This is a genomic window from Streptomyces sp. NPDC000348 (assembly GCF_042898795.1).
GTDB lineage: Bacteria > Actinomycetota > Actinomycetes > Streptomycetales > Streptomycetaceae > Streptomyces.
The window spans coordinates 193147-219391 of record NZ_JBIAZD010000009.1 but is presented as its reverse complement, the minus strand read 5'-3'; the positions used below and the strand labels follow the sequence as shown (position 1 = coordinate 219391).

Annotated in this window: 28 protein-coding genes and 3 pseudogenes; 16 read left to right on the top strand and 15 right to left on the bottom strand. The window is 71.9% G+C overall.

The features are described 5' to 3' along the window. Positions 1-253 precede the first annotated feature (253 nt). On the bottom strand, positions 254-1543 hold the full coding sequence (locus ACFY3N_RS19740) for a helix-turn-helix transcriptional regulator (protein WP_390817971.1): 1290 nt from the start codon (positions 1541-1543) through the stop codon (positions 254-256). Positions 1544-1696: 153 nt separating this feature from the next. Here ACFY3N_RS19740 and ACFY3N_RS19735 point away from each other — a divergent pair, with 153 nt between their 5' ends. Continuing rightward, a complete protein-coding gene (locus ACFY3N_RS19735) occupies positions 1697-2782 on the top strand; it encodes an S-(hydroxymethyl)mycothiol dehydrogenase (RefSeq protein ID WP_390817970.1) in 1086 nt (361 codons plus the stop codon). Continuing rightward, positions 2779-3408, top strand: a complete 630-nt coding sequence (locus tag ACFY3N_RS19730; protein WP_390817969.1) for an MBL fold metallo-hydrolase — start codon at positions 2779-2781, stop codon at positions 3406-3408. The genes ACFY3N_RS19735 and ACFY3N_RS19730 overlap by 4 nt, the downstream gene beginning before the upstream one ends. Before the next feature lie 388 nt (positions 3409-3796). Here ACFY3N_RS19730 and ACFY3N_RS19725 read toward each other — a convergent pair whose 3' ends face one another. Next, positions 3797-4276, bottom strand: coding sequence for an ATP-binding protein (locus tag ACFY3N_RS19725; RefSeq protein ID WP_390817968.1), 480 nt, complete (start codon positions 4274-4276; stop codon positions 3797-3799). A gap of 176 nt (positions 4277-4452) precedes the next feature. Here ACFY3N_RS19725 and ACFY3N_RS19720 point away from each other — a divergent pair, with 176 nt between their 5' ends. After that, positions 4453-4827: an STAS domain-containing protein gene (locus tag ACFY3N_RS19720; protein WP_390817967.1), complete on the top strand. Its 375-nt coding sequence runs from the start codon at positions 4453-4455 to the stop codon at positions 4825-4827. Between the two features lie 492 nt (positions 4828-5319). Here ACFY3N_RS19720 and ACFY3N_RS19715 read toward each other — a convergent pair whose 3' ends face one another. Beyond that, positions 5320-6297: a helix-turn-helix transcriptional regulator gene (locus tag ACFY3N_RS19715; protein ID WP_390817966.1), complete on the bottom strand. Its 978-nt coding sequence runs from the start codon at positions 6295-6297 to the stop codon at positions 5320-5322. 127 nt (positions 6298-6424) lie between these two features. Between ACFY3N_RS19715 and ACFY3N_RS19710 the strand changes: the two genes are divergently transcribed. After that, entirely contained in the window at positions 6425-7165 is a 741-nt protein-coding gene (locus ACFY3N_RS19710) for an NIPSNAP family protein (protein ID WP_390817965.1), read from the top strand. A 265-nt stretch (positions 7166-7430) separates the two neighbouring features. Here the strand turns inward: ACFY3N_RS19710 and ACFY3N_RS19705 are convergent, their stop codons facing one another. Beyond that, on the bottom strand, positions 7431-7850 hold the full coding sequence (locus tag ACFY3N_RS19705; protein WP_390817964.1) for a winged helix-turn-helix transcriptional regulator: 420 nt from the start codon (positions 7848-7850) through the stop codon (positions 7431-7433). An 87-nt stretch (positions 7851-7937) separates the two neighbouring features. Between ACFY3N_RS19705 and ACFY3N_RS19700 the strand changes: the two genes are divergently transcribed. Then, the gene (locus ACFY3N_RS19700) at positions 7938-8759 is read left to right on the top strand and encodes an NmrA family transcriptional regulator (RefSeq protein ID WP_390817963.1); all 822 of its coding nucleotides are present in this window, start codon (positions 7938-7940) and stop codon (positions 8757-8759) included. A gap of 161 nt (positions 8760-8920) precedes the next feature. Here ACFY3N_RS19700 and ACFY3N_RS19695 read toward each other — a convergent pair whose 3' ends face one another. After that, complete coding sequence (locus tag ACFY3N_RS19695; protein WP_390817962.1) at positions 8921-9454, bottom strand: 2'-5' RNA ligase family protein; 534 nt, start codon at positions 9452-9454, stop codon at positions 8921-8923. 304 nt (positions 9455-9758) lie between these two features. Here ACFY3N_RS19695 and ACFY3N_RS19690 point away from each other — a divergent pair, with 304 nt between their 5' ends. The 3 genes from ACFY3N_RS19690 to ACFY3N_RS19680 are packed head-to-tail and all read left to right on the top strand — an operon-like array spanning position 9759 to position 13280. Then, a complete protein-coding gene (locus ACFY3N_RS19690; protein ID WP_390817961.1) occupies positions 9759-10379 on the top strand; it encodes an SRPBCC family protein in 621 nt (206 codons plus the stop codon). Positions 10380-10416: 37 nt separating this feature from the next. Further along, positions 10417-12729, top strand: coding sequence for an FdhF/YdeP family oxidoreductase (locus tag ACFY3N_RS19685; protein ID WP_390817960.1), 2313 nt, complete (start codon positions 10417-10419; stop codon positions 12727-12729). Next, positions 12720-13280: a D-Ala-D-Ala carboxypeptidase family metallohydrolase gene (locus ACFY3N_RS19680; protein ID WP_390818093.1), complete on the top strand. Its 561-nt coding sequence runs from the start codon at positions 12720-12722 to the stop codon at positions 13278-13280. Before ACFY3N_RS19685 ends, ACFY3N_RS19680 begins: the two co-directional genes overlap by 10 nt. Before the next feature lie 172 nt (positions 13281-13452). Here the strand turns inward: ACFY3N_RS19680 and ACFY3N_RS19675 are convergent, their stop codons facing one another. From ACFY3N_RS19675 to ACFY3N_RS19665, 3 genes are all read right to left on the bottom strand, one after another. Further along, positions 13453-14649, bottom strand: coding sequence for a cytochrome P450 (locus ACFY3N_RS19675; protein ID WP_390817959.1), 1197 nt, complete (start codon positions 14647-14649; stop codon positions 13453-13455). Between the two features lie 276 nt (positions 14650-14925). Continuing rightward, positions 14926-15207: a hypothetical protein gene (locus tag ACFY3N_RS19670; protein ID WP_390817958.1), complete on the bottom strand. Its 282-nt coding sequence runs from the start codon at positions 15205-15207 to the stop codon at positions 14926-14928. Between the two features lie 219 nt (positions 15208-15426). Continuing rightward, the gene (locus ACFY3N_RS19665) at positions 15427-15702 is read right to left on the bottom strand and encodes a hypothetical protein (RefSeq protein ID WP_390817957.1); all 276 of its coding nucleotides are present in this window, start codon (positions 15700-15702) and stop codon (positions 15427-15429) included. 265 nt (positions 15703-15967) lie between these two features. Between ACFY3N_RS19665 and ACFY3N_RS19660 the strand changes: the two genes are divergently transcribed. Next, the gene (locus tag ACFY3N_RS19660) at positions 15968-16771 is read left to right on the top strand and encodes a helix-turn-helix domain-containing protein (protein ID WP_390817956.1); all 804 of its coding nucleotides are present in this window, start codon (positions 15968-15970) and stop codon (positions 16769-16771) included. A gap of 168 nt (positions 16772-16939) precedes the next feature. On the opposite strand, the pseudogene ACFY3N_RS19655 reads toward ACFY3N_RS19660, so the two are convergent. Then, positions 16940-17266, bottom strand: a pseudogene (locus ACFY3N_RS19655) (allophanate hydrolase); the annotation flags it as partial. 85 nt (positions 17267-17351) lie between these two features. Here ACFY3N_RS19655 and ACFY3N_RS19650 point away from each other — a divergent pair. Further along, positions 17352-17504 carry a hypothetical protein gene (locus tag ACFY3N_RS19650; protein WP_390817955.1) on the top strand — a complete coding sequence of 51 codons (153 nt, stop codon included), beginning with the start codon at positions 17352-17354 and terminating at the stop codon, positions 17502-17504. 171 nt (positions 17505-17675) lie between these two features. Here ACFY3N_RS19650 and ACFY3N_RS19645 read toward each other — a convergent pair whose 3' ends face one another. From ACFY3N_RS19645 to ACFY3N_RS19635, 3 genes are all read right to left on the bottom strand, one after another. After that, the gene (locus tag ACFY3N_RS19645) at positions 17676-18827 is read right to left on the bottom strand and encodes a LuxR C-terminal-related transcriptional regulator (protein ID WP_390817954.1); all 1152 of its coding nucleotides are present in this window, start codon (positions 18825-18827) and stop codon (positions 17676-17678) included. A 121-nt stretch (positions 18828-18948) separates the two neighbouring features. Continuing rightward, complete coding sequence (locus tag ACFY3N_RS19640) at positions 18949-19470, bottom strand: hypothetical protein (RefSeq protein ID WP_390817953.1); 522 nt, start codon at positions 19468-19470, stop codon at positions 18949-18951. 146 nt (positions 19471-19616) lie between these two features. Continuing rightward, complete coding sequence (locus ACFY3N_RS19635; protein WP_390818092.1) at positions 19617-20207, bottom strand: TetR/AcrR family transcriptional regulator; 591 nt, start codon at positions 20205-20207, stop codon at positions 19617-19619. Positions 20208-20327: 120 nt separating this feature from the next. Between ACFY3N_RS19635 and ACFY3N_RS19630 the strand changes: the two genes are divergently transcribed. After that, on the top strand, positions 20328-20801 hold the full coding sequence (locus ACFY3N_RS19630) for a DUF1348 family protein (protein ID WP_390817952.1): 474 nt from the start codon (positions 20328-20330) through the stop codon (positions 20799-20801). A gap of 187 nt (positions 20802-20988) precedes the next feature. Here the strand turns inward: ACFY3N_RS19630 and ACFY3N_RS19625 are convergent. Both ACFY3N_RS19625 and ACFY3N_RS19620 read right to left on the bottom strand, forming a co-directional pair. Further along, a pseudogene (locus tag ACFY3N_RS19625) lies at positions 20989-21154 on the bottom strand (IS5/IS1182 family transposase); the annotation flags it as partial. A 63-nt stretch (positions 21155-21217) separates the two neighbouring features. Then, the gene (locus ACFY3N_RS19620; protein ID WP_390817951.1) at positions 21218-21790 is read right to left on the bottom strand and encodes a CGNR zinc finger domain-containing protein; all 573 of its coding nucleotides are present in this window, start codon (positions 21788-21790) and stop codon (positions 21218-21220) included. A gap of 166 nt (positions 21791-21956) precedes the next feature. Here ACFY3N_RS19620 and ACFY3N_RS19615 point away from each other — a divergent pair, with 166 nt between their 5' ends. The 4 genes from ACFY3N_RS19615 (at position 21957) to ACFY3N_RS19600 (ending at position 24927) form a co-directional block, all read left to right on the top strand. Then, a complete protein-coding gene (locus ACFY3N_RS19615; protein WP_390818091.1) occupies positions 21957-22412 on the top strand; it encodes a VOC family protein in 456 nt (151 codons plus the stop codon). Between the two features lie 97 nt (positions 22413-22509). Beyond that, a complete protein-coding gene (locus tag ACFY3N_RS19610) occupies positions 22510-23427 on the top strand; it encodes a pyridoxamine 5'-phosphate oxidase family protein (RefSeq protein ID WP_390817950.1) in 918 nt (305 codons plus the stop codon). A 55-nt stretch (positions 23428-23482) separates the two neighbouring features. Beyond that, positions 23483-23680, top strand: a complete 198-nt coding sequence (locus ACFY3N_RS19605) for a ferredoxin (protein WP_390817949.1) — start codon at positions 23483-23485, stop codon at positions 23678-23680. Beyond that, positions 23677-24927 (top strand): NAD(P)/FAD-dependent oxidoreductase, encoded by a 1251-nt coding sequence (locus ACFY3N_RS19600; RefSeq protein ID WP_390817948.1) that lies wholly within the window; start codon positions 23677-23679, stop codon positions 24925-24927. The genes ACFY3N_RS19605 and ACFY3N_RS19600 overlap by 4 nt, the downstream gene beginning before the upstream one ends. Before the next feature lie 152 nt (positions 24928-25079). Here the strand turns inward: ACFY3N_RS19600 and ACFY3N_RS19595 are convergent, their stop codons facing one another. Then, positions 25080-25457 carry a winged helix-turn-helix transcriptional regulator gene (locus tag ACFY3N_RS19595; RefSeq protein ID WP_390817947.1) on the bottom strand — a complete coding sequence of 126 codons (378 nt, stop codon included), beginning with the start codon at positions 25455-25457 and terminating at the stop codon, positions 25080-25082. An 86-nt stretch (positions 25458-25543) separates the two neighbouring features. Between ACFY3N_RS19595 and ACFY3N_RS19590 the strand changes: the two are divergent. After that, positions 25544-26212: pseudogene (locus tag ACFY3N_RS19590) on the top strand (NADPH-dependent F420 reductase); the annotation flags it as partial. Between the last annotated feature and the right edge of the window lie 33 nt (positions 26213-26245).

Here is a 26245-nt window from a genome sequence, read left to right as displayed (position 1 = left end):
GGTCCTCGAAGCGGCGGACCGGACGGTTTCCGTGCCCGAACCCTCGCAGCCGGCCGGCGGGCCTGTCACCGGCCCGCACAGGGCCCTTGCGGGCGGACTCGTCACGTCGGACGCCTTCCGGCTGCCGGACACGGGGGTACGACGGCCCGGCGGACCCGCCCTCGGAGGCGCTGCCCTCGGCAGCACGCCCACGGATGTCCCGGAGGCGGTTCGAAAGCCGCCTGCGCGGACGTCCGGGGCCGGGACGGCACGCTCATTCCCCCCTCCCGGCCTCGGCCACGGGGCGTTGCCCGTACCCGTTCAGGGCGAGTGCTGCCGCTTCGCCCCGTGAGCTGACCTCGAGTTTCCTCAGCACGCCGGTGACATGGAACTTGACGGTGCTCTCGGTGACCCCGAGCGCGTCCGCGATGGCCTTGTTCCGTCTGCCTTGCGCGAGGAACCGCAGGACCTCCCGTTCCCGCGGGTTGAGGCTCGACAGTCTCGCCTCACCGGGTCGCGGGGCCGGCGGGTCGAGAGGAAGGGTGATCGCGGCCCGGCTCCCCCAGCCCGGCACGGCGTCGAGGTCGACCGCGGCGCCGAGCGCGCGTGCGCGGCCGTCGAGCTGGCGTGCCAGCGTGTCCACGTCCACGTGCCCGGACTCCTGCTCTCGCACGTCGATCTTCAGCGACGTGCCGTCGCAGGTCCAGGCGACGCGCAGACACGGCGGGCACGGTTGCGCGGTGAAGGCCAGCACTGCGGACCGTGTCATCGCACGGGCGGCATGGGCGACTTCTCCCGGCAACGGCGGCGTCGCTCTGGCCGGGGGCACGAATTCGACGCGCGTCCGGTGATGCTTGAGCAGGTGCCGGACGTCCCTGCGCAGCTTCGTGAATGCGGCCGGGGCCGGCTCGTCGGTCAGGGCGAGGTCGGACTTCTGCGCGGAGCGCAACGCCACCAGCGCGACGGAAGCGGCCTCGGTCGCGGCCAGGCGGGCACGGCGGTCGTCGAGCGCGGTGGCGCGCAGCGTGTTCAGGATGGCGACCAGGGCGCTCTCCTGCGCCGCCGCCATCTCGGTGATGGTGCGGGCCCGCTCGCTGGAGGCCGCGCGTGACTCGGCAAGGTAGTCGGGGCTCGCCTGCGCGACCTGCTGCCTGATCGAGGTCGCGACGATCCCGAAGAAGGCCGACAGTGCCACGGGGTGCGGGAGTTGCTTGCGGGAGGCGCGCGGCACGAGGACGAGCAGCGTGTCCACCGGGTCGCGGACGGCCCAGACGGTGCGGGTGACCCCGCCGATCACCGCCGTGGTGCTCCGGGACCGGCCGGGTTCGACGAGGGCCTTCAGCTGTTCGAGTTCGTCGATCGTGACCTTGTTGACCATATCGGCCGCGCCGGCGACCTTTCGCGGCCTGCCGGTGCACTCTCTGGTGAAGACGACGAGCGCGGTGTGCGGCCACCGGTCCGACAGAAAGCGGGAGAACCTGCGCGCGATCTCGTGCAGTGGCCCCTCGACGACCTCTCGCAGCGCGAGAAGATCCGCTTCTTGTGGTGTCCTGATGTCGAGCATTCCCGGCACCATAGCCGGTCCACCACCTGGCCGGAAGTCGAGGTTTTACCGGTCCGTCGCACAGGCCGCCCGCAGTCGCCGCAGAGCTAACGTCGCGGAGTGCACGCGTCAGCGCGCATGCGTCGTTACCGACTGATGAGGGATGCAGCTCAGATGCCACAGCAGGTCCGCGGTGTGATTGCCCGTTCCAAGGGAGCTCCGGTCGAGCTCACCGACATCGTGATCCCGGATCCGGGACCGGGCGAGGTCGTCGTCGCGATCGCCGCGTGCGGCGTGTGCCACACGGATCTGACCTACCGCGAAGGCGGTATCAACGACGAGTTCCCGTTCCTCCTCGGTCACGAGGCCGCCGGCACCGTGGAGAGCGTCGGCGAAGGTGTCGAGTCGGTCAGGCCCGGCGACTTCGTCGTCCTGAACTGGCGTGCCGTGTGCGGGCGGTGCCGGGCCTGCAAGCGCGGGCGTCCCCAGTACTGCTTCGACACGTTCAACGCGAGCCGGAAGATGACCCTGACCGACGGGACGGAACTCACCCCGGCGCTCGGCATCGGCGCTTTCGCGGACAAGACCCTGGTGCATGCCGGACAGTGCACCAAAGTGGACCCGGCCGCGGATCCCGCCGTCGCGGGTCTGCTCGGCTGCGGTGTCATGGCCGGCCTGGGCGCCGCCGTCAACACCGGCGGGGTGAGCCGCGGGGACTCGGTGGCGGTCATCGGCTGTGGCGGCGTGGGAGACGCGGCCGTCGCCGGGGCGCGGCTGGCGGGCGCCTCGAAGATCATCGCGGTGGACCGGGACGAGAAGAAGCTGGCCTGGGCGGTCGATCTGGGCGCCACGCACACGGTCAACGCCAGGGAGACCGACGTCGTCGCCGCGATCGCCGAGCTGACGGGCGGCTTCGGCGCCGACGTCGTCATCGACGCGGTCGGCCGGCCCGAGACGTGGAAGCAGGCGTTCTACGCACGGGACCTTGCGGGCACCGTCGTGCTGGTGGGCGTGCCCACGCCGGACATGAACCTGGACATGCCGCTGCTCGACTTCTTCTCCCGCGGCGGTGCGCTGAAGTCGTCCTGGTACGGCGACTGCCTCCCGGAGCGGGACTTCCCGATGCTCGTGGACCTGTACCTGCAGGGCAGGTTGCCGCTGGAGAGGTTCGTCTCGGAGCGCATCGCGCTCGAAGAGGTCGAGAAGGCCTTTCACACCATGCACGCCGGCGAGGTGCTGCGTTCGGTGGTGGTCCTGTGAGCAGTCTGCGTGTCGAGCACGTGGCCACCTCCGGTGTCTTCGCCCTCGACGGCGGCACCTGGGAGGTCGACAACAACGTCTGGCTCGTCGGGGACGACCACGAGGTCGTGGTCGTCGACGCGGCACACGACGAGCAGGCGATCATCGAGGCGGTAAGGGAACGCAACGTCGTGGCCATCGTGTGCACACACGGCCACAACGACCACATCAGCGTAGCGCCGCAGCTGTCCCGTGAGCTCCAGGCACCGGTCCTGCTGCACCCCGGCGACCGGGAGCTGTGGGAGATGACCCACCCGGGCCGGGCATTCGGGCACGCCGGCGACGCGCAACGCGTTGACGTGGCCGGCACCGCGCTCGAGGTGATCCACACCCCGGGACACTCCCCCGGATCCGTCTGCCTGCACCTGCCCGAAGCCAAGGTGCTGTTCACCGGGGACACACTGTTCTCGGGCGGTCCCGGAGCCACCGGCCGTTCGTTCTCCGACTTCCCGACCATCATCGGGTCCCTTCGCGACAGGCTGTTCACGCTGCCCGAGGACACCCGCGTCCACACCGGGCACGGCGACGGCACCACGATCGGCGCCGAGGCACCGCACCTGGCCGAATGGATCGCACGCGGATACTGAGCCGGCTCCGGGCCGGGAGGCGGGCGAAGGCGGCGACAACCCCTTGGCCCGTCTCCCGGCCCGCACGGCAACACCGTCCGATCCACCACCGAGGGGGAGCCGCTCCCCGGACACCCGGCTCCCGGCCCTTCATTCCCGCGCGGCTCACCCCGGCCCCTCGTCAGTCCGCTGCGGACCCGAGAAGCCTGCGTCCTCGGCCAGGAACGCGAACCCGACGCCCGCCTCCGCCCGAAACGCCTCGAGCAGATCCCCTCACTACTTGGAGACCACCAGCACCGGCAGAAGACCTCGGCCCGGTGGACCTTCGCGGTCACAGCACCGGCAGCCGGGCGTCGAGACACCGGTCCTACGTGCGGGCGGCGGAGTGTCACGCCGGGGCCGGCCCCGTCTACAGGGGCGGGTGCCCGGTGAGGGCACCGCCGGGGTCGTCGGCCAGGGCGAGGCGGGCGGTGATGCGTTTGCCCCCCGGCTCGCGCCGGGCTTCAAAACCCTGCGCGACGGCCATCACGATCTCCAGGCCGTGCTGTCCCACCCGGCCGGCGTCCGCGGCCCGGGCGACCGGCAGCACCGGACCGGAGTCCCGCACCGACACCTCCACGGTGCCGCCGACGACACGCAAGGTCATCAGCGCCGGACCGGGAGCGTACTTGCGGGCGTTGGTGACCAGCTCACTGACCACCAACCGCGTCACGTCCATCGCGCGCTGCGAGACCGGCAGGCCGTACTCGGCCTGCACCCGGGCGAGGAAGACGGCGGCCAGGTGACGGGCCCGAGCGATATCGGCGCCGTCCCCGTCCAACGCGACCGTGGTCCGTACGACCTCTTCCCCCGGCGCAGTGCCGTCCTCGCCCACCGGCACTGATTCCATCGTCGCTGCCTTCACTACCCCGTTCACCACCCGACGCGCATACCCGCCCTTGCGCGGTTCACGCCCCGCACCCCGTCACCGGCTGCCCGCAGCACGAAAGGGCGGCGTGTACCGTGCAGGGTGACACTGCGGCCAAGGTCTGATGTGTCACTATCACCCATATGGTCGAGAGACATATGCCAAAAGCACAATCCGTCGATCCAGCGCCGCATTCCGGCAGCGGACTGTCGGTCACCGCCGACACCGCCGACGGCGTACGCGTCCTGACGCTGGCCGGGGAGATCGACCACGACAGCGGCGAGACGCTCCGCCGGGCCCTGGACGTCTCCACCACCGGCCGGTCCCGCATCGTGGTCGACATGCGGCAGGTCACCTTCATGGACTCCAGCGGCATCAACATCTTCCTCACCGCCCACCACGCCGCCGCCGCGGCAGGAGGCCGGCTACGACTGGCCGCGCCCACCCCTGCCGTGCTGCGCACCCTCCAGATCGTCGGCGTCGACGAGATCATCGACTGCCGCCCCACCCTGCCGGACGCCCTCAGCCGCTGACAGCGGCTTCGGACCTCGGGCCACGGGCCGACGCGGCCTCAGGCGGCGTTCTCCTCTCGACTTCGTCCGGTCGCGTGCACGGCGTCCTGTGCGGTCGCGGCACCGGGGTACGGTCGGTTCACCGTGCCCCGGCAAGCGTTCCAGGCGTCACGCCGCCGCCTTCCGGGTCAGGGACTCGGGGTGGACTGCTCGACGTGGTCCCGTTCGGTGTACATGTTCCAGTGGTGCTCGGCGAGATCGTCCGGGGTCGACGACATTGAACCGCGGTCCACCGTCGGTCGCCCCGGAGGCCGCCCGCGCCGCGGCGGACACCTCGCTGCGGGCGATCAGGGACGCGATGGCCGGCATGCCGGTGTGGACGCCGGTGCCGGCCGGTTCGGCGTTGAGGGAGTACAGGTAAGTGCGGGTGGCGGACATCACCGGGCCCAGGCCGCCGAGGTGCGGCATGGGCTGCGCCGCCGGGTAGCCCTGGGCCGGCAGGGTGTTCTGGCGTCAGGGGATTCCGTAGGCCCGGGCGAGGGCCCCTACGGTCTCCGTCATGGTCAGGCGCAGTTCCGCCGGTGCGAGGACCTCGACGTCGACGCCGAGCCGCAGCAGTTCGCCGCAGGCGTGGGCGGTGCTCTCAGTCGGGATGACCGCCTCGATCCACCCGTCGTCGCCGACAGCGGTCGCGGTGGAGTCGACCGCCCGCACCACCTCCGGTGGGACGTTGTCGGGCAGGCGCCGGCGTCCCCGAGGGGACAGGCGGACGGTGGCTGTCCCTGTGTAGCGGCGGGTCCGGAAGTCGTCGAGGTAGGAGGTCCAGTACGTGCCCAGGTCGAAGTCGCCCGGCCGGTCGAACACCTCGTCGCTCAGCACCGCGTCGAGGACTTGGGAGACGCGGTACGTCGCGACGCCCTTCTCCGTGGCGGCCGCGAGGTACCAGGTACCGGATTTGAGGACCAGTCCATAGGGGCGGAGGCGGCGGTTCACCTCCTGCGGGGCGCGCCAGCGACGGTAGCGCACGTCCACCGCGCGTCGGGTGAGCACCGCGTCGACGAGGACGGGGAGATGTGCTGTCCGTTCGGTTTCTCCGTACCAGCCGGGGGCGTCCAGGTGGAAGACCGCCGCGGTCCGCGCCGCCTCCTCGCGCAATCCCGCAGGCAGCGCGGCCAGCAGCTTCAGCCGGGCTGCGGCCACCTCGTCCGCGAGCCCCAAGTCCGCGGCGGGGCCGGGCAGTCCGGCGAAGAACAGTGCCCGCGCCTCGCCCTCGCTCATCCCGGTCAGCCGGGTGCGGTAGCCATCGAGGAGTCGGTAGCCGCCCCCGCGGCCCGACTCCGCGTGGACCGGAACCCCGGCAGCCTGCAGGCGCGCCAGGTCACGGTACGCGGTCCGCACCGACACCTCCAGTTCCTCGGCGATCGTCTGTGCGGACAGGCGGCCACGGGCTTGGAGCAACAGCAGCACCGACAGCAGTCGACTGGCAGACATGGACGCATTCTCCTCGGAAACCCTGACAGCCCCTGTCACACGGCTCCCCTACCGTCGGACCGCGTCCCGGCTCGGACCGAACGAGCCGGGATCACGTACCCGGAGAGCACCGAACAGGAGTCCCGCTGTGCCACCGACCGACCTCGCCGGCCCGCCCGCCGTGATCGAGCTTCGCCAGTACACCCTGCGTCCGGGCCGGCGCGACGAGCTCATAGCGCTGTTCGACCGGGAGTTCGTCGAGTCCCAGGAAGAGGTGGGGATAAGGGTGCTCGGCCAGTTCCGGGACCTCGACGACCCGGACCGCTTCGTCTGGTTGCGCGGGTTCCGGGACATGACGGCGCGTCATCGCGGGCTCACGGACTTCTACGGTGGCCCCGTTTGGGCCAGACACGGTCCCCGGGCGAACGACACGATGGTCGACTCCGACGACGTCCTCCTCCTGCACCCCGTATCGGCCGGGAGCGGTTTCGCCCGCTCCCCCTCCGGGCGGCCTGCGGTCGGAGCTGCTTCGCCGGACCGGTTCGTGGACGCCACCGTGTGGTCCTTCCCTCCCGGACGGCACGACGGCATCGAGCTGATCCGGGACGGACTCCTTCCCGTGCTCCGGGAGACGGGGCCCGCGCCACTCGCCCTCCTGACCACCGAGCACGCGCACAACACGTTCCCCAGGCTGCCGGTCCGCTCCGGCGAGAACGTCGCGGTGATCCTCACCTCGTACCCCGACGAGAGCACGCACCGCCGGCACCTCACCGACGTGCGGGCGCATCCCCTGGTACGGGGCGAACTCCTGCCGGCCATCGAGGGGGAACAGACAGCGGCGCCCCGAAAACTCCGGTTGGCGCCCACCGGCCGCTCGCTCATGTGCTGACTCCCGGGCTGAGAACCCGAGAGAAACGCCCCCCCGTATCCAGGCTCCGCCGGCCGCTGCGGCAGCGCCCCGAAGCCCTCGCCCTCAGCCGTCCGGGCAGATCGGTCCGTGACCACACCAGCGCCGGCGCCTTCCCCGCGCTCGCCCGACAGGCAGACCGGCTGTGCCGACGTCACGAGTTCGAGTTCAGGAGCCGTTACGGGCCATGGCGTCGTCGGCAGCGTGTCCGCGCCGGGCAGCCGGTATCCGGCGACAGCGGTTCTGGTCAGCGGATGTCATGGCCAGGATGATCCTGGTCGTATGCGCGCCGCGCCTCGGCGATGCCGGCGCGGTGGGCGAGCGACCAGTCGGCGAGCGCCTTGACCAGATGGGTCAGACCGGCCCCGGTCCCGGTCAGGCGGTAGTCGACCTGGGCCGGGACGGTCGGGTACACGGTGCGCAGCACGAGGCCGTCGCGTTCGAGCCTGCGCACGGTGAGGGTGAGCATGCGCTGGGAGATGCCGTCAACGGCGCGCTGCAGTTCGCGGAACCGGCGCGGCCCGCTGGCAAGTTCAACGATCACGAGCACCGACCATTTCTCGCCGATGCGGTCCAGGACGTCGCGAATGCCGCAGTCGGGGTGGTCCTCCCGTCCGCAGGGGTCGAGGTCGGCGGGGGTGGTTGTCCCGGTGTGCGTGAGTGACATCGAACTGCCTTCTTGTGGCCGGTGGGCGTGCGATCAAGGATCAAGCGTAGTGACCGATGAGAACCACGACGGAAGACTGCGATTGACATGATCTTGGTGACAGGAGCAAACGGGAACCTGGGCTCGGCCACCCTCGCCGCGCTGCGGGCCCGCGGCGCCGCGGCGACGGGCGGAAGCCGCACGCCGGGCGAGGGGATGCGGCGTCTCGACTTCGACGACCACGCGGATCTCGATCTCACCGGGGTGTCGACCCTGGTGCTGATCTCCGCCGGTTACGCCGAGGACGACCAGGTCGTCGGGCGGCACGCGAGGGTCCTGGACACCGCCGTCCGCGATGGCGTCGGCCATATCGTCTACACGAGCCTGACCACGGCCGGCGACCACCTCGGTTTTGCGCCGGCGCACCGTGCCACCGAACGCCTCGTACGGGCGAGCGGACCGCCCTGGACGATACTGCGCAACGGTCTGTACGCCGAACTCTTCGGCGGCCTGCTGATGTGGGCCGGGGACGGTGTCGAGTCCCCGTTCGGGGGTGGCGCCCTGGCGGCGGTCGTGCGGGAGGATCTCGCCGATGCCGCGGCGATCGTCGCGGTGAGTCCGGCAGGACACAGCGGGCGCGTCTATGACCTCGTCGGTACGCCGGTCACGGCGGACCGGGTGGCCGACCGGCTCGGGGTTCCCCACCACGTCATCGGCCTGGGCGAGTACCGGCGCAGGCTCCTGGACGAGACACCGGGGCTCCTGCCGTTCCAGCCGCCCATGCTCGCGTCGATCGCCACGGGCATCCGGCACGGCTTCCTGGACGGCACCGCTCCCGACCTCACAGACCTTCTCGGCCGCCCGGCCCGCGACCCGCTGGCCACAGCCGTCGCGGTCGCCTCCGCCACCCGCCCGAAGGCGAGCGTCTGACAGCCGTACCGCGCGCTGAGCAGCGGACCGGGTCCTCGCGGCGACCCCCTCTGGGAGACACCCGCACCGCAGTCGTGCCGGAGGTTCACCTCCCTTGAGATCACCCATCGCATCGTGCCGGTGATCGCCGCTCCCCCCGCCTGCCCCGACGCCGGGAGGCCTCAGGGGCGGGGACCCAGTACTTCCAGGGCGCCGGTCTCGGTGTCGTAGCTGCGCAAGGTGGTGAGCCGGACCGACAACGGCGGCGCCGGCAGCAACTCGGGGACCCGCCGGCCGGAGAAGGCACCGGCCCGCCGGGTACGGCCGAGGGTGATGTGCGGACTCCAGTGCCCGGGTTCGTGGAACGGGCTGAGTGTCTCGGACGGGCTGTCCGAGACCACCGCCTCCCACACCCGGCGGTGCAGGCCGACCAGCGCGGAGTCGAGGTCCAGCGCCCAGGCCAGCACCGAGGTGGGCCGCTCGAAGCGGACCACGCCGGTGAACCGCACCGGCAGCGGCAGGGCGGCAGCCACCTCGGCGAGCTCCCAGCGGATCGGGGCGGTCAGTTCCGGGCAGGCGGCCAGGGTCAGGTGCGGGCTGTTGGTCGGTGAGCGGTGGCGTGCCTGACTGGGCAGCCCCGCGTCCGCGAGCCGCCGCCAAGCCTCCCGGACCGCCAGCTCCGCGGCCTCGTCCAACAAAAGCTCGACCGTGCGCACCACCGCAGCCTACCGGCGATCGGCCACGCGTTCCCCGCCGGGCCGCCGGGCCGGGGACTCGGCGGGTGCTCATCGGGTGGCCGGTCCCTGACCGCGGTGCGTCGGGCTGCTGCGCCGGCGGGCCGTCCCCGCGCACCGGGCGCACTCCGCCGGCGTCCTCCCGCTGCGCACAGCGGTCCGCGCGGGACCCGGACGCACCGGGGTGACTCGAAGTGCGCGATGGGGGAACCGGGAGAGAAGACCTGACGCACGAGGGGAGCCGGGTGCCCGCACGACCGGCTCCCCCACCGGAGGAGAGACCACGATGGCGCACGAAGACGACGCCCGGCAGGCCGTGCCGAACACGCCGGGGATGCGTACGGACGGTGACGGCGTCACGCGCCGCCGACCGCTGCGGGAGCGGCACGTCGAGGAGACGGTCGAGGTCGAGGTGCCGGTACGGACGGCGTACAACCAGTGGACGCAGTTCAAGACCTTCCCGCGCTTCTCGACCGTGGTGCGCGGCGTCGAGCAGATCAGGCCCGCGGTGACCACCTGGACCATCGGCTACGGACCCCTGCGCCACCGCTTCGCGGTCGAGATCGTGGAGCAGGACCCCGACGCCTACCTGGCCTGGCGCGGTCTCGAGCAGAACCCCTCCCACCAGGGCGAGGTCGAGTTCAGGCCGGCGGAGTCCGGCGGCACCGCGATCACCGTCCGGATGTTCCTGGAACCGCGGGGAGCCGCGAGGATCCTCACCCGCTCGTCCAGGGCCGTCCGGCTGACCGCCCGGCTGGTGCGCGGCGAGCTCATGGACTTCAAGCGGTTCATCGAAGGGCTGGGGCAGGAGGGCGGGGCCTGGCGCGGCACCATCCGCAACGGCCGCGTGCAGCACGATCATCCGGAACCGCCCAGGAGCCGCGTGGCCCAGTGGCCCGTCGGCTGACCCGCGTACCGGACACGGCAGGAGAAGAGGCGAACCGATGCAGAATCCGCCCGGCGAGGAGCCGGAGACCACCCTCTCCGTGACACCGCCGAAGAAGTGGGCGGCCGGGGTCCCCGCGGTCGTGCACGCGCTGGAGTACTCCCTGGAGCAGACCTCCCCCCGCAAGACCGGGGTGGACCTGCTGGCCATGAACCAGGTGGGCGGGATCGACTGCCCCGGCTGTGCGTGGGCGGACCCGGCCCCGGGCCGGCGCCATCGCAACGAGTACTGCGAGAACGGCGCCAAGCACATCAACGACGAGGCCACCACGCGCCGGATCACCGCCGACTTCTTCCGCGAGCACAGCGTCGCCGACCTCGCCGCCCGCTCCGACATGTGGCTCAACCAGCAGGGGCGGCTCACCGAGCCGATGATCAAGCGGCCCGGCTCCGAGCACTACGAGCCCATCGGCTGGAACGACGCCCTGGGCGTCCTCGCGCAGGAGCTCCAGGCGCTGGCCTCCCCCGACGAGGCCGTCTTCTACACCTCCGGCCGCGCCAGCAACGAGGCCGCCTTCGTCCTGCAGCTCTTCGCCCGCGCCTTCGGCACCAACAACCTGCCCGACTGCAGCAACATGTGCCACGAATCCAGCGGCTTCGCCCTGAGCGAGACCCTGGGCACCGGCAAGGGCACCGTCAGCCTCGACGACCTCCACCACGCCGACCTGATCTTCCTGGTCGGGCAGAACCCGGGCACCAACCACCCGCGTCAGCTCACCGCCCTGGAGGAGGCCAAGCAGGGCGGCGGCCGGATCGTGGCGGTCAACCCGCTGCCGGAGGCCGGGCTGCGGCGCTTCAAGAACCCGCAGAAACCGCGCGGGGTCGTCGGACGCGGCACCCAGATCGCCGACCGCTTCCTGCACATCAAGCCCGGCGGCGACCTCGCCCTGTTCCAGGCCCTCAACCGCCTGCTGCTGGAGGCCGAGGACGCCCGGCCCGGCACCGTCCTGGACCGCGACTTCATCGACGCCCACACCACCGGCTTCGAGGAGTTCGCCCAGCACGCCCGCACCGTCGACTGGGACGACGTGCGCACGGCGACCGGACTGTCCCGCGAGGAGATCGAGAAGGTCCGCGACGAGGTCCTGCGGAGCGAACGCGTCATCGTCTGCTGGGCCATGGGCATCACCCAGCACAAGCACGGCGTGCCCACCATCCGGGAGATCGTAAACTTCCTGATGCTGCGCGGCAACCTGGGGCGCGCCGGCACCGGCGCCTGCCCGGTGCGCGGCCACAGCAACGTCCAGGGCGACCGCACCATGGGGATCTGGGAGCAGATGCCGGACACCTTCCTGGACGCCCTGCAGAGGGAGTTCGGCTTCGATCCGCCCCGGGCCCACGGGCTGGACTCGGTGAACGCGATCAAGGCGATGCGCGAGGGCCGCGTCAAGGTCTTCCTCGCCCTCGCCGGCAACTTCGTCCGCGCCGCTCCCGACAGCGAGGTCACCGAGGAGGCGATGCGCTCGTGCCGGCTGACCGCCCACATCTCCACCAAGCTCAACCGCTCGCACACCGTCTGCGGCGACACCGCGCTGATCCTGCCGACCCTGGGACGCACCGAGCGTGACGTCCAGGCCGACGGCGAGCAGTTCGTCACCGTCGAGAACTCGATGAGCGAGGTGCACACCTCCCAGGGCCGCCTCGAACCGGCCTCCCCGCTGCTGCTCAGCGAAGTCGCCATCCTGTGCCGGCTCGCCCGCCGCACCCTGGACGGCAGGGCGGACATCCCCTGGGCCACGTTCGAGGGCGACTACGGCACCATCCGCGACCGCATCTCGCGCATCGTGCCGGGCTTCCACGACTTCAACGCACGGGTGACCCGCCCCGGGGGCTTCCAACTGCCCAACCCGGTCAACGAGGGCGTCTTCAACAACAAGGTCGGCAAGGCCCTGTTCACCTGCAACGAGCGCGTGGTCCCCCGGGCGCCCGAGGGTCACCTGCTGCTGCAGACGCTGCGCTCGCACGACCAGTGGAACACCGTCCCCTACACCAACAACGACCGCTACCGCGGTATCCACGGCAGCCGCCACGTCGTACTCGTCAACCCTGCCGACCTGACCGAACTCGGCCTGGCCCAGGGCGATCACGTCGACCTCGTGAGCGTCTGGGCGGACGGCACCGAGCGCCGGGCCGAGAACTTCGAGGTCGTGCCCTACCCGGCCGCCAAGGGCTCGGCCGCCGCCTACTATCCGGAGACGAACGTCCTGGTGCCGCTGGACAGCGTCGCCGACATCAGCAACCAGCCCACGTCGAAGGGCATCGTCGTCCGCCTCGAACCCGCCCTCGACCGGACACGGGCCGCATCCGCCTGACCGGCGGCACGATCCCGACGGGGCCCGCGACGACAGCGGGCCCCGTCGGGCGTTGCCGGCAGGGGCCACGCGCCCCCAGCGGGTCGGGAGGAACCCACGGGACGGGGCATGCGGACGGCCGGGACGGCGCCGGCAGCGCGCACGCCGACTCCTGCTACACCTGGAACCGCTCCCTCTCCCAGGGGGCCTCCGGCAGCGACGTGACCCGGCTCCAGATCCGGGTCGCCGGCTGGGTGACCTTCGGCGAACGGCTCTCCTACGACGGCCGGTACGGCGCCCGGACCGCCCTCGGCGACGTCCCGATCACCGTCTCCAGCGGCTTCCGCTCGCGCGCGTGCAACAACGCGGTCGGCGGCTCCGCCACCAGCCGTCACCTCTACGGCGACGCGGCCGACCTCGTCGGCTCGCCGTCCTTGTGCCGCCTCGCCCAGCAGTCCAGGACGCACGGCTTCTCGGAAATCCTCGGCCCCGGCTACCCGGGCCACAACGACCACACCCATGTGGCCTTCGACCCGTCACCGTACTGGTCGGCCCTCACCTGCGGCATCTGACCCACCGAGGACGAACAGGGGCAGGCCCGTCCTCCCCCGACCCTTATGACGCCGGCCCGTAGGTCACCGAAGGCGTCGGCACGAAGACCGGGCTCCTCAACGGCCGGGCCCGCCCGCTGATCCGGCGGGCCACGCCGGATCAGCGGGGTGACAGCCCCGTGGCCCCTCCGTCCTACCGGGCGAACCGTACGGGCAGGCCGCGCGGACCGCGGATCATCATTCCCGGGCGCCAGGTGATCGCCGCCGGGTGGACGTCCAGGGCCAGGTCCGGGCAGCGTTCCAGCAGCGTCCGCAGGGCGATGCGCGCCTCCAGCCGGGCCAGCGGCGCACCCAGGCAGTGGTGGATGCCGTGGCCGAACGCCACATGGCCGCGGGCGTCACGGAAGATGTCGAAGCGGTCGGGTTCGGGGAAGCGTTCGGGGTCGCGGTTGGCATCGGCCATGGCGACGAGGACGAGTTCGCCCCCTCCGGGGATGACCGTGTCGCCGATCGTCACCGGTTCGGTGGTGAAGCGGAACGTGGGGGTCTCCAGCGGTCCCTCGTAGCGCAGCGCCTCCTCGACGGCGGCGTCGACGAGGGAGAGGTCCGCGCGCAGAGCGGCCAGTTGCCCGGGGTGGGTCAGCAGGGCGAGGACGGCGTTGGATATGAGGTTCACGGTGGTCTCGTAGCCGGCCACGAGCAGCAGCCAGGCCATGCCGAGGAGTTCCTCGTGGGAGAGCCTGTCGCCGTCGTCGTCCGAGTTGTGGATCAGCCCGCTCATGAGATCGTCACCGGGCTGCTGCCGCTTGCGCCCCACCAGCTCCACCAGGTAGCGCGCCATCGACTTCGCCGCGGTCTGACGCAGTTCGGGGTCGGCCGCGCCGAGCGCGTCGTTCGACCACGTCCTGAAGGATTCCCGGTCCAGGTCCGGCACGCCCAGGAGTTCACAGATCACGGAGATGGGCAGCGGGAAGGACAGCGCCTCGACGAGGTCGGCGCGCCCGTCGGGGGCGGCGAGCATCCTGTCCAGGAGCGTGTCCGTCGTCTCCTGGATGCGGGGGGCGAGTTCCTCGACGCGGCGCGTGGTGAACTCCCGGGCGACCAGCTTGCGCAGCCGGGTGTGGTCCGGCGGGTCGGCCCTGAGCATATGCGTGCCGGGGGATATGGCGCCGAGGGGAAGGGAGGGCGAGGCCTTGCTCCAGTCCTTGGAGAGTCTCTGGTCCGCGAGGGCGGCGCGTCCGGCCTCGTATCCGACGACGAGCCAGGCCTCCGCACCTCCTTCCGGCATGCGAATGCGGTGCACCGGGCCCTGCGACCGCAGTCGGGCGTAGACGGGGTAGGGGTCGCGGGTGAAGGACTCGCCGAGCGCCGCGAGGTCGACCACGCTCATGGGAATACCGCCTGACTGATTCCGGGAGAAGAGGAGTCGTACGCCGCAGTGGCCCGGGCGCGAACGTCATGGTGACGTGGAGGCGGCAGGGAGGGGGTCACTCGGGAAGCGGCCGGCGGTTGTCGTCCACCGGCGTGTGCGGCCCCGTGGAGGAACGTGTTCCGGCCGGGCCGTGGGCGCCGTGCACGCCGGATGCCGTCGGCTCATGGTTCCGGTAATGGTCCACCCCCTCGGATCAGCACCTGACCGCCCACCGACTGTAGCTCCCGCCGCCACTCAAGGGAGGCGAATATCGGGCGCGCGGAAGGCGGTGGGCGCGTCGGTGCGACCGGTCGGGTGTCGGTTTCCGTACGGGAGCGGGCGGTGGGCCTTGTACCGGCTTCCCGCCGTCAGCCCGTAGGTCGGTGTGCGATGGCTGGTGCCGTGCGCGCCGCGCTGTCCGTGGGCCGTGCAGGAGCGGTGGGCGGCGTCGTCCCACTTCTCGGAGATGACGACGTGGCGGGTGTTGTTGTCGCCGGCGGCGTCGATGACGAGGTCGCCGGGCTGGAGCTCACTCATGGCGAGGGGGCGGGAGAGCCCGCGGTCGGCCGGCCCCACGGTGTCGGCACCGGGCGTCCGTCGTCGGCGGTGAACCGGGGCGCGGCGCGCTGCGGGGTCTGCCGCCGGGAGCCGGGCCGCGGGGCGGGCGGGTCGCCCGGCGGTGACCCGCCGGAAGTGACGGGCCGTCGGTGGCCTCCTCCGGCGTGGGCGGAGGAGGCCACCGGCAGCGTCACACGCTCAGCGGTTGGTCCACAGGTTCCAGAAGAACCTGCCCTCGGCACACTGGTAGCGGTCCCAGTGACCGCGGTCGATGCCCTGCTGGCCGGCGGTCTGGCAGCCGCCCAGGGTCATGTACTTGCCGCGGTGGATGTCGAGGCCGTCGGCCGCCGGGACGGCGGAGACCTGGTGGGATGCCGCGCCGGATGCGGCGACGGCCGGCGCCGCCGCGCCCAGGCCGCCGAGTCCGACGACGGCGAGGGCGGCGAAGGCGGACAGTGCGGTGCGTACACGCATGGTGAAGATCCTTCCGGTAGGGGTTCGAGTGGATCCGTGCGGCATCCGCCGGCACGGTCATGAGGACCGGCACGCTCACCCTCGAGGGTGATCCGCTCAGCCGGTATGCCGAGTTTGCGCAGGAAACGGCACCCCTACAACCGGATCCCGGTTGCTTCATCAATGTCGGGATAAATACAGTCCTGACCTGCTGGGACGCCCCCGTCCCGGGACATGGGACAGCCGGCGGGGACGCGGTTGCCCCCTTCGCGGAAAGGCCCGATCGATGACCGGCCAACAACCGGACCCCCGCGCGGCGGCACGGAAGCTGGGAGGCGCCCTGCGCAGCCTGCAGCAGCGTTCGGGGCTCACGCTGCGCAGCCTGGAGGCCCAGGTCCGGATCAGCGACTCGTCCCTCTCCCGCTACTTCCGCGGTGAAACCGTGCCGGCCTGGCCCGTGGTGCGGGACCTGTGCCGGGCACTGGGCGCCGACCCCGCCGAGTACCGCGCCCTGTGGGAAGCAGCCGGCCACGCCCGCCACGACGAACCAGCCGCCGGCCACGGCGACCACGACCGCGACGAGGCCGCCGGATCCTCAGCCGCGCCCCGCCCGCGCCGGCTGCTCAGGCCGTGGTCCCGCCGCCGGATCATCGCCACAGCCGCTGCCTCCGTCATGGCCGGTGGACTGGTGACAGGCCTGCTGCTCCTGCTGCCGGCCCGGAGCGGGCCCGGCACCACGCCCACGCCGGGTGCCGCAGCCGGCCCGGGCAGCAGCGCCGGCGTCGTCGTCCACAACGTCGAAAGGAAGTGCCAGGAACCGCGCACGCACACCTGCGCCCTGTCCCTGGCCTACAGCCCCTACCGCCCCTACAACACCACCAACTCAGCCGGCCGCGTCTGGCACCACGACCTCCTCCAAGCCCGCTGCACCATCGCCAACGGCGTCACCGTCACCGACGAGAACCACAAACACACCAGCATCTGGATCCAGGTCACGCACAACGGAAAACACGTCTGGCTCCCCGGGATCCGCGTCCACCCCGACCACCTCAGCCAACTCACCACCGTCCTGCCCCTCTGCACGCCCTAGGCGGCCGGAGGGGGAAGTGCCGGGACGGCCACGGACGGCACGGTGGGCAGTGCGGTGCGGCCGGTGGCGTACGGGTGGGGCCGGCGGAGTCCGCCCGGCGATCGTGTTCCCGTGAGCGTTCGTTCCCCGCGCCCACCCGTCAGACGTCTCCCGGTGCGGGGCGGCGGTCTACCGCACGCTCTCGAGGTACGCCACCCAGTCCCCGTGTCCCGTGATGTCCTCCGCCCCTTCCACAGCCCCCGGTTCGCAGGTGAAGCCGAGTACCTCCGTGCCGTTCTCCAGGGTCAGCGGGGTGATCGCCATGGGAGCGGCGAGGTCGCCGAGGAAATCCGTGAAGCCGTCCGGGGTCAGTGCCCACAGTTCGCCGGTGAGGGCGGCGCCTCCGGTGCCGGCCTTGCGGACGGCGGGCTTCGGGGGTGCGGTGTCGAGCCGCGCCATCCGGTACTCGGGGGCCGTCCGTACCGTGCCCGGCAAGCGGGCTCCGGTGTCGACGAGTTGGCGGTGCGCCCGCCTGGCGTGGCGTCACCGGGGCCGGGACGGGGCACGAAACACGGACGGCCCCTGTGAGCCGGGGGAGCCGGTGTCCCCGAACGGTCCGTCCGGCGAGCTGCCGCCCGAGCCGGCCCGGCAGGCGGTGACCGGACCGAAGCCGGGACGCGTCACCGGCACGATCGCGGAGAAGGACATCGACCGGCTCGGCGGGAGCATCGGGCTTGTCGGCGGCATCCGGTGAACCGGCCGCCGCGGAGCCGGGGATCCTCCCCACGGCTTGCAGGGGCGAGCCGGTCGAGTCGCTGCGGTCCGGGCCTCCGGGAGGGCGCAGGTCCGACCCGGGACCCGTCCGCGCCGCGGATGCGACCGTTGCCGCTTCGGCGGGAACGGCACGAAGACCGTGCCGCGGCCCCTACTCGGGATCCGCGGCGGGCCGGGGCCGGGTACGGCGCTGCGGTACGGATGCGGACAGCGCCGCGTCAGGCAGGTGGTGACGGGCGAAGAGGGTGGCGACCAGATCACGCCGGCTGCGGACGCCCGTCTTGTCGAACACCGCCTTGAGGTGGTCCTGGACCGTGTGCGGCGACAGACCGACGTCACGGCTGATGTCGGCTGTGGACCGCCCCCGCAGCACCAGGGCCGTGATGTCCCGCTCCCGGGGGGTCAGCCCGTACGCGGCGACGATCAGCGCGATGTGCTCGGCGGGACCGGCCTGTTCGACGACGACGGCGGCGCGGGCCGAAGATCCCGCGGGTTCCTCCAGGCGCCAGGCGTGCAACCGTATCCGGCCGTACCTGCGGCTGTGCATCCATGAGGTGTGGGAGGCCGAGGCCCCCGGAGCCTGCACCGCCGCCGCCACCGCGTAGACGGCGGGGGGCAGTCCACGGCCGTCGGGCGGTGCGCCGTCGGCGTGAGCCAGCTCGTCGAACCACAGGGCCACGGTGGGCGTCGCATGGACCACCTGGTGGTCGCCGTCCAGCAGCACCAGCGCCGGCGCCACCGCCGAGGCGCCTTCCTCGGCGAGCCGCGTCAGGTGCAGCCGGCGCAGCGCGGTTCCCAGCGGCCGGGCCAGCGATGCCGCCGCGGCCAGGTCCGAGGAGCCGAACGGGGGCGTGTCGTCCCCGCGGCCCATGATCAGGGCACCCCACGCCCCGTGGCGGTCCCGCAGCAGCACACGTAACTCGTCGCGGAAACCCAGGGGCCGCATGATGTCCCGGTACCGGGGACTGAGGTCGAGGTTCCCGCCCGTCTCCCGGCTGAGCAGACCCACCGGCGTCGGTCTGGCCGCCAGGTCCGACAGGTCGTTGGCATCCCCCTCGCGGTACTCGATGTCGAGCATGCGCGGCATCATGGTGGACGGCAGGCCGTCCCGGTAGTCGCCCCCGGTGTTCATCAACGTCTGCGGATCCACGGTCACACAGGCGCAGACGTCGAACCGCAGCACGGGCCTCGTGACCCGTTTCACCGCCCCGAAGAAATCCTCGACGCTCCGCGCGGACCGCACCGCCCGCGCCGCCACGTCCCCGATCCCGCCGATCCGCGTTACTCCCCCGTAGCGCCTCATGGTCCGAGGCTAGCGCGTACCGCGGCTCCCGGGCCCGGTTTGCGCAGGTGGCCGCACCTCCGCTTACCGGGCCCGGGAACCGGGTGTGCCCGAGGCGCGCGACCGACGCCCCGATGCGGTGTCAGCGGTTGTTGTGCAGGACGAGGTTGAGCTTCGCCCAGTCCTTGCCGCCGTTCTCCCCGTTGCGGAGCGTGATCTCGCTGACCGTCGAGGTCTGTCCCGCGGGGACGTAGCGGTTGAAGTGGTACTCGGCGTCGAGGTCGGTGTTGGTGTCGTTCGTGCCCTCGTAGAACCGCAGGGTCACATAGATCATGACTCCGCCGGTGGCGTCCGTCTCCGCGGACACGTGCTTCTCCACACGGATCTCGCCCCCGCACGTGGTCTCCCACCACAGCGACGGCGTGCGGACCTCGTTCACCCAGCCCTCGGAGGCGACGTTGCCGTTGCAGTACGTACCGGCGGCGAAGACGCCCTCGTCGTCACGGATCGTGTAGGTCCCGGTCAGAGCGATGTTCCGCCACACGGAGGCGGTGACCGCGCCGTCCGTCACGGACGGGGCCGCGACAGCGGCCGGAGCCCCCGCCACCGTCAGACCGGCGGCGGCTGCGACCAGGATCCCAACGGCTTTTCTTCGGATGGACATCTCTTCCCCCTTGTTGTCGTCAAGGATGCGCCGAAGGCGGCTCACCGCCACCGGCCAGGTAAAGAGTGCTGCAGCCGGCCGGCGTATCCCATCCCAGATAGGTGGGGGGCTTCTCACCGCCGGCGCCCCGACCCGGCGGGACCGGTCTACCGGCCGGCGTCGGGACGGACCCGCTCGTCCTGCGGGTACGCGCGCATGAGCAGGCGTGCGGCGTCGTGCGCCTGGACCGCCGGCCGGGCGGTGCCGGTGATCGCCGCCGTGGTGATGGCGCCTTCGGCCAGCAGCAGGAGCTGGTCCGCCAGCTCCTCCGGCCGCCCGGAGGCCGCGACGAGGGCGGCGAGGTGGTCGCGGAAGGCCTGCTTGTGACGGCGGGCCTCGTCGGCCACCTCGGGTGAGATTCCGCCCAGTTCACCGAAGGAGTTGATGAAGGCGCACCCCCGGTAGTCCGGTTCCGAGAACCACTTGTGCAGCCACTCGAAGACGGCGAGCACTCGTTGCTCGGGCGTGGCGTGTGCGTCCACGTAGCGGGCGAGGGACTGCCGCCACTGCTCGTCCCGCCTCCGCAGGAACTGCAGTACGAGTGCTTCCTTGGAGGGGAACAGCTGGTAGAGGCGCTTGAGCGACACCCCTGAGGCGTTGCGTACCGCGTCCATTCCCACCGCCTGGACGCCCCGGCTGTAGAAGAGCTCCTCGGCTGCCCTGAGCACCTGTTCCCGTGCTGTCCCGCGGTCCAGAATGTCCGCCCCCTTGCGTGGAGAACCATCGTTCTCTACCTTACAGAACATGAGGAGAACGAACGTTCTCCTCCGTTGGTGAGATTCACCGTGCTCACGAGGAGCCCAGAGCAAGGGACTGCCATGCCCGACACCATCCGTCCTCCGGTCCCGCCGTTCACTCGGGAGACCGCCGCCGAAAAGGTCCGCCTCGCCGAGGACGCGTGGAACTCCCGCGATCCGCAGCGGGTGTCGCTGGGCTATACGGCCGGCTCGCGCTGGCGCAACCGCTCGGAGTTCGCCACCGGACGGGAGGCGATCGTCGCGCTGCTGACCCGCAAGTGGGACACCGAGCTCGACTACCGGCTCATCAAGGAGCTGTGGGCCTGCGACGGCAACCGCATCGCGGTGCGCTTCGCCTACGAGCACCGCGACGACGCCGGCCACTGGTACCGCTCCTACGGCAACGAGAACTGGGAGTTCGACGAGCACGGACTGATGCACACCCGCCATGCCTCCATCAACACCCTTCCGATCGCCGCATCGGAGCGCAGGTACTTCTGGCCGCTGGGCCGTCGCCCCGACGACCACCCCGGCCTCGGCGACCTCGGCTTCTGACAGCGCGTTCCGGCCCCCTGCCTCCGCCTCCCAGGAGCAGTAAGCCCTGCGCGTGCCTCCCCGGCGGAGTCCGGCGCGGCGGCAGCGGTTCGCCACCGTCCGAAGGATGTCCGCAGGCTGCCGCGCGTCCCCGGCCGACGGGCCGCGGGGCAGGCCGGTCCGGAGCGGGCCTCGCCGGGCGTTCGCAGCCGCTGGGGCGAAGGGCCATGAGGTCGGTCACGGCCGGCCGGATCACGGCTTCGGAGCGCTCGGGGAGGGTTTCGCAGCCGCGGGCGGGGCGGCGGTGGAATCGTCACCCATCCATCGGTCCGCTCGACCGCCCACCGCTTCGGCAGGGGCGTGAAGCCCTTGGTCCGGGAGCCGGGCGCCGGCCATGTGCGGGACCACCCTGCCACGAGAAGGCCTGACTCCGGCGGTCAGGCCTTCTTTTGGCGTGCGTAGTGGCGTTGCGCCTTCGCCCGGTTTCCGCAGCCGGCCATCGAGCACCAGCGGCGCGTGCCGTTCTTGGACACGTCGTAGAAGTGCAGGATGCACTCGGGGTTGCCGCACGAACGGATCCGTTCGGGCCGCTCCGCGAGCAGCCGCAGGTAGTCCTCGGCCGCCCGCCACGCGGGCAGCCAGGAGGGGGTTTCCACCTCGACGAAGGTGTCCGGCCCGTCGGGGCGCAGCAGGTGTCCCCTCCGGCCGTGGGCGAGTACGGCGTTGATGTCCTCGACGGCGCCGGCATCCGGGTGCCGCGGGTTCGCGATCGCCTTGTCCAGAGCGGCACGCGCCTGGAGCAGCCGATCCAGCACGTCGTGGTCCACCGGGGTCGGTACGCCGCCGAGGGCCTGGCCCACCAGAGGGCCGGCGAGCCAGGTCGCCAGCCCGTCGAGCGAGTCCAGCAGGTCATGACGGCCGTCGACGTCGATCCATCGGGTGTTGAGGAGATCGATGCAGAGCGGCTCGTTGGTCAGAGGACGGGGGTCGGCCCCTGGAGTTGGCGGCACGGTACGGCGTCCTTCCTTCGCTGTGACGGCGGAATCACACGACCACCGTAACCGGTCATCCGCTGATCATCGGTTGACGCCCCTTCTTCCTAACCCTTAAAGTCAATTTCAGTGGTTGCGAGACGGGCTCGTGACGATGAGTGAAGGCATGTGATGCACCATGACCATGGCCAAGGCGAAGACCCTGCAGACCGGTCACGTGGGAGTGAACGTCACCGACCTCGAACGTTCCCTCGCCTTCTACCGCGCCGTCTTCGACTTCGAAGTGATGGCGGAGGGCAAGGAGGACGGCCGCCGCTGGGCGTTCCTCGGCCGGGAGGGCCGGATGCTCGTTACGCTGTGGCAGCAGAGCGCGGGCTCGTTCGCCACCGACCGGCCGGGGCTGCACCACCTGTCGTTCCAGGTGGAGACCGTCGAGGAGGTCAAGGCCACCGAAGAGGTGCTGCGCGGCCTGGGCGCCGGGTTCGACTACGACGGTGTCGTCCCCCACGGCGAGAACGGCACCTCCGGCGGCATCTTCTTCACCGACCCGGACGGCATCCGCCTGGAGATCTACGCGCCCACGGGTGCCGATCCGGCCGACGCCCCGACCCCCGGCGCCCCCACCTGCGGCTTCTTCTAGGAAGACCTCCGGGCCGGCGGAGTATCGACACCCCTGGCCCGGCACCCCGGTGGACCGCCGGACGGTCACAAGCCGGCACGCACGGAAAGGACATGCCGTGGCCACGTATCACAGCGGCGAGATCGCGGTGCAGGAACGCGCCGGCCTCGCCGGACAGGCGGAGTTCTCACTCGGCGGCATCGGCGGGAGCGTCCCGCCCGTCGCGAAGGACTTCCTCGCCGAACAGCCGCTGATCGTACTGGGCGGCGCCGACCGCGACGGCCGCATCTGGGCCACCCAGTTGACGGGCGAGGCCGGGTTCCTGCGGGTGCCCGACCCCCGCACCGTCATGGTCGGCGCCCTGCCCCTGCCGGAGGACCCACTGGCCGAGGTCCTGACCGGTGAGTCGGTCGTCCGGATCGGAATGATCGCCATCGAGCCCGCCACCCGGCGCCGGATGCGCCTCAACGGCCGGGCCCGCCGGGAGGACGACGGCCTGCGCGTCGACCTCGACCAGGTCATCGCCAACTGCCCCAAGTACCTGCAGAAACGGGACCACCGCAGGACCGGGCCGGGCGAGGGCGGGGCGCGGGACCGTGCCGTCACCGACGGCACCGGACTCAGCCCGGCCCAGCAGCAGGCGGTGCGCGCGGCCGACACGTTCTTCGTCGCCACCGCCTCCGACCGCGGCGACGCGGACGCCTCCCACCGCGGCGGCAACCCCGGCTTCGTCCAGGTGCTCTCGCCCACCCTGCTGCGCTGGCCCGACTACGTCGGCAACGCCATGTTCCTGACCCTGGGCAACCTGCTGCTCAACGCGTCGGCGGGCATCCTGGTCCCGGACTGGGAGACGGGCGCCACCCTGCACCTGTCCGGCACCGCGCACACCGTGTGGGACGCCGAGGAGATCGCCGAGGTGCCCGGCGCGCAGCGCCTGGTCGAGTTCTCCGTCGAAGCCGTACGGGAGATCACCGCCGCCTCGCCGCTGCGGTGGACCAGTCCCGGTTACTCCCGCTTCAACCCCCCGGTCGGCTGACGTCCGACCGCATCGCACGCACCGACGACCATCACGGGACCCCTATGGAGCGACCATGCAGATCACCGTGGACATGAACCTCTGCGAGAGCCACGGACAGTGCGTCTTCGCAGCGCCGGAGATCTTCTCCTTCGACGACGACGACCACCTCGCGTACGAGGCCGCCCCGTCCGACGCGCTGCTCGACAAGGCCGAGAAGGCGGCGGCCGTCTGCCCGGTCCGCGCCGTCACCGTCTCGCCGGCCGCCTCATGAGAGCAGGCGATCGTCGCGAACTGGTCGTCGTGGGCGCCTCGCTCGCCGGACTGCGGGCGGCTCAGACCCTGCGCGAGCGGGGTTTCACCGGCGCCCTGACCATCGTGGGCGACGAACCGCGTCCGCCCTACGACCGGCCGCCGCTGTCCAAGCGGGTACTGACCGCCCCCGGCCGGCCGCCCGGCGTCGAACTGCCCGTACCGCACGGGCTGGAGGCCCACTGGCGGCTCGGGCAGGCGGCGGTCCGCCTGGACCCCGTGGCAAGGACCGTCACCCTCGCGCACGGCACGCGGCTGCCGTACGACGGGCTGGTCATCGCCACCGGGTCGGCCGCCCGCGGCTGGCCGGCCACGAAGCCCCCGCCACCGGCCGGTGTGGTCACCCTGCGCGGCTGGGACGACGCGCTCGCCCTGCGGGCCGCGCTGGTAGCGGGACGGCGGCTCGTCGTCATCGGCGCCGGATTCCTCGGCGGCGAGATCGCCGCCGCCGCCCGGGAGCGCGGAGTCGACGTCACGCTCGTCGAAGCCGCGGCCCAGCCCCTCGCACGCGCCATCGGCACCACCGCGGGCGCCTACGTCGCCGCGCTCCACCGCGAGGCGGGCATCGCCCTGAGGACCGGCACCACCGTCGAAGGCTTCCTGACGGGGGGCGACGGCCGGCTGGCCGGCGTCCGTCTCTCCGACGGCTCCACGGTCCGGGCCGGCACGGCAGTCCTGGCGCTGGGCGGGGTGCCGTCGACGGGCTGGTTGGCCGGCTCCGACCTCGCCCACGACGGCGGCGTCCACTGCGACCCCCGTCTGCGCGTCCTGCGCACCGACGGTTCGGTCGTGCCCGACGTGGTGGCGGCCGGTGACGTGGCGCGCGTGCCGCAGCCGCTGGCCGACGGTGAACGCCTGGCGCTCGGTCACTGGACCAACGCCGTCGAGCAGGGTGCGGCGGCCGCCGCCACGCTCCTGGCCGGGCAGGACCCGGCCCGGGCACCCGGGCCGTTCGCGGCCGTGCCGTCCTTCTGGTCGGACCTGCACGGCGCCAGGATCCGTTCGGTGGGCCTGCCCGCCGCCGCCGACGAGACGCGGGTCGTGGAGCACGACCTGGCGGGCCGTCGGCTGGAGATCAGCTACCACCGTGCGGGCCGGCTGGTCGGAGCGCTGACCATCGGACGGACAGGGCGGCTGGCGTCGTACCGCCGCGCGCTGGAGGAGCGCCTGCTCCCTGTGACGGCGGCGAAAACACCGGCCGCCACGTGAGAAGCCGAGCGGAGCGGGGCCGTCCCGAGATCCCCCGGACACGGCCCCGCTCCGCTTCTTTTCCCTTCTCGCCGCTGCCGACTCGCCGGGTGTCCCGCCCACAGCGATGGATCACCCACCGGAACGACGGCTCGATCCGGGTCGATTCGCGTTCACAGACGTCTTGCGCCACCGCTCTCCTGGGCTTCGAGGAGTGCGTCGCCGTACTCGACCGCCCAGCGTCCGAGCGCCGCCATCGGGCCCTCGACCAGGCTCCGCCCCAGGCCCGTCAGGGCGTAGTCGACGCGTGGTGGCGCCTCGGCGTGCGCGTGGCGCTCGACCAGTCCGCACCCGAGCAGACGGTGCAACGAGTCGGTCAGCACCTTGTCGCTGATGCCGCCGATCGCGGCGCGCAGCTCGCGGCGCCGACGCGGTCCCATGCGAAGCGCCGCCAGCACAACGGGATCCCAGGTATGGGCGAAGAGGTCGGTGGCCGCGCGCAGACGGCAATCGGCGACCAACTCGTGGCAGTGGGCGTCGTGATCGGTCATCTCGTCACCCATCATCGCGCGTCGGCCGCGCACCGATCGGTGCGTGACGCCTTCCTTACCGTAACCACCCGGCCAACCGCTACGGGAAGAGGTACGGGCAGATGCGCATCGGGATCCTGGGAACAGGGGCGCTGGCGGCGGCCCTCGGTGAGGGCTGGACACGTACGGGACATGAGGTGGTGATCGGCGGACGGTCACGGACCAAGGCGGAGGAACTCGCCGAGCGGCTGGGCCCCGGAGCGCTCGCCGTCACGCCGTGTGAGGCGGCCGCCGGGCGCGATGCGGTGCTCCTCGCCGTGTCCTGGGACGGCGTCGAGGACATGCTGGAAGCGGTGGGCGCGTCCGACGGCGCGCTCGGGGGGACGCCGTTGATCGATCCCACGAACGCCGTCACGCATGGCGTCGGCGTTCTGCTCGCCGAACCCGGGGAGTCGATGGCGGGGCGGATCGCCGGACTCGCTCCGGGGGCCCGGGTCGTGAAGGCGTTCCACCTCTTTCCCGCCGGCCAGTGGACGCGTCCGCCCGGTGGTGGCAGGTCCCGGGTGACGGTGGCGATGTGCGGCGACGACACGACGGCACTGAACGTCGTCGGCGAACTGGTCCGTGACGTCGGCGGGGTCCCGGCGGTTCTGGGAACGTTGAGCCGTGTCCGGCAGTTGGAGGAGGTGGCGGGTTTCGTCATCGGCCTGGCCTTCGCAGGCTTCGACCCCGGTTCCGCCGTCCCCCGCGTCGAAGTGATCACGACTGCCCGATGACGGTCACCGGTCCGTGCCGCCACCAAAAGCCCA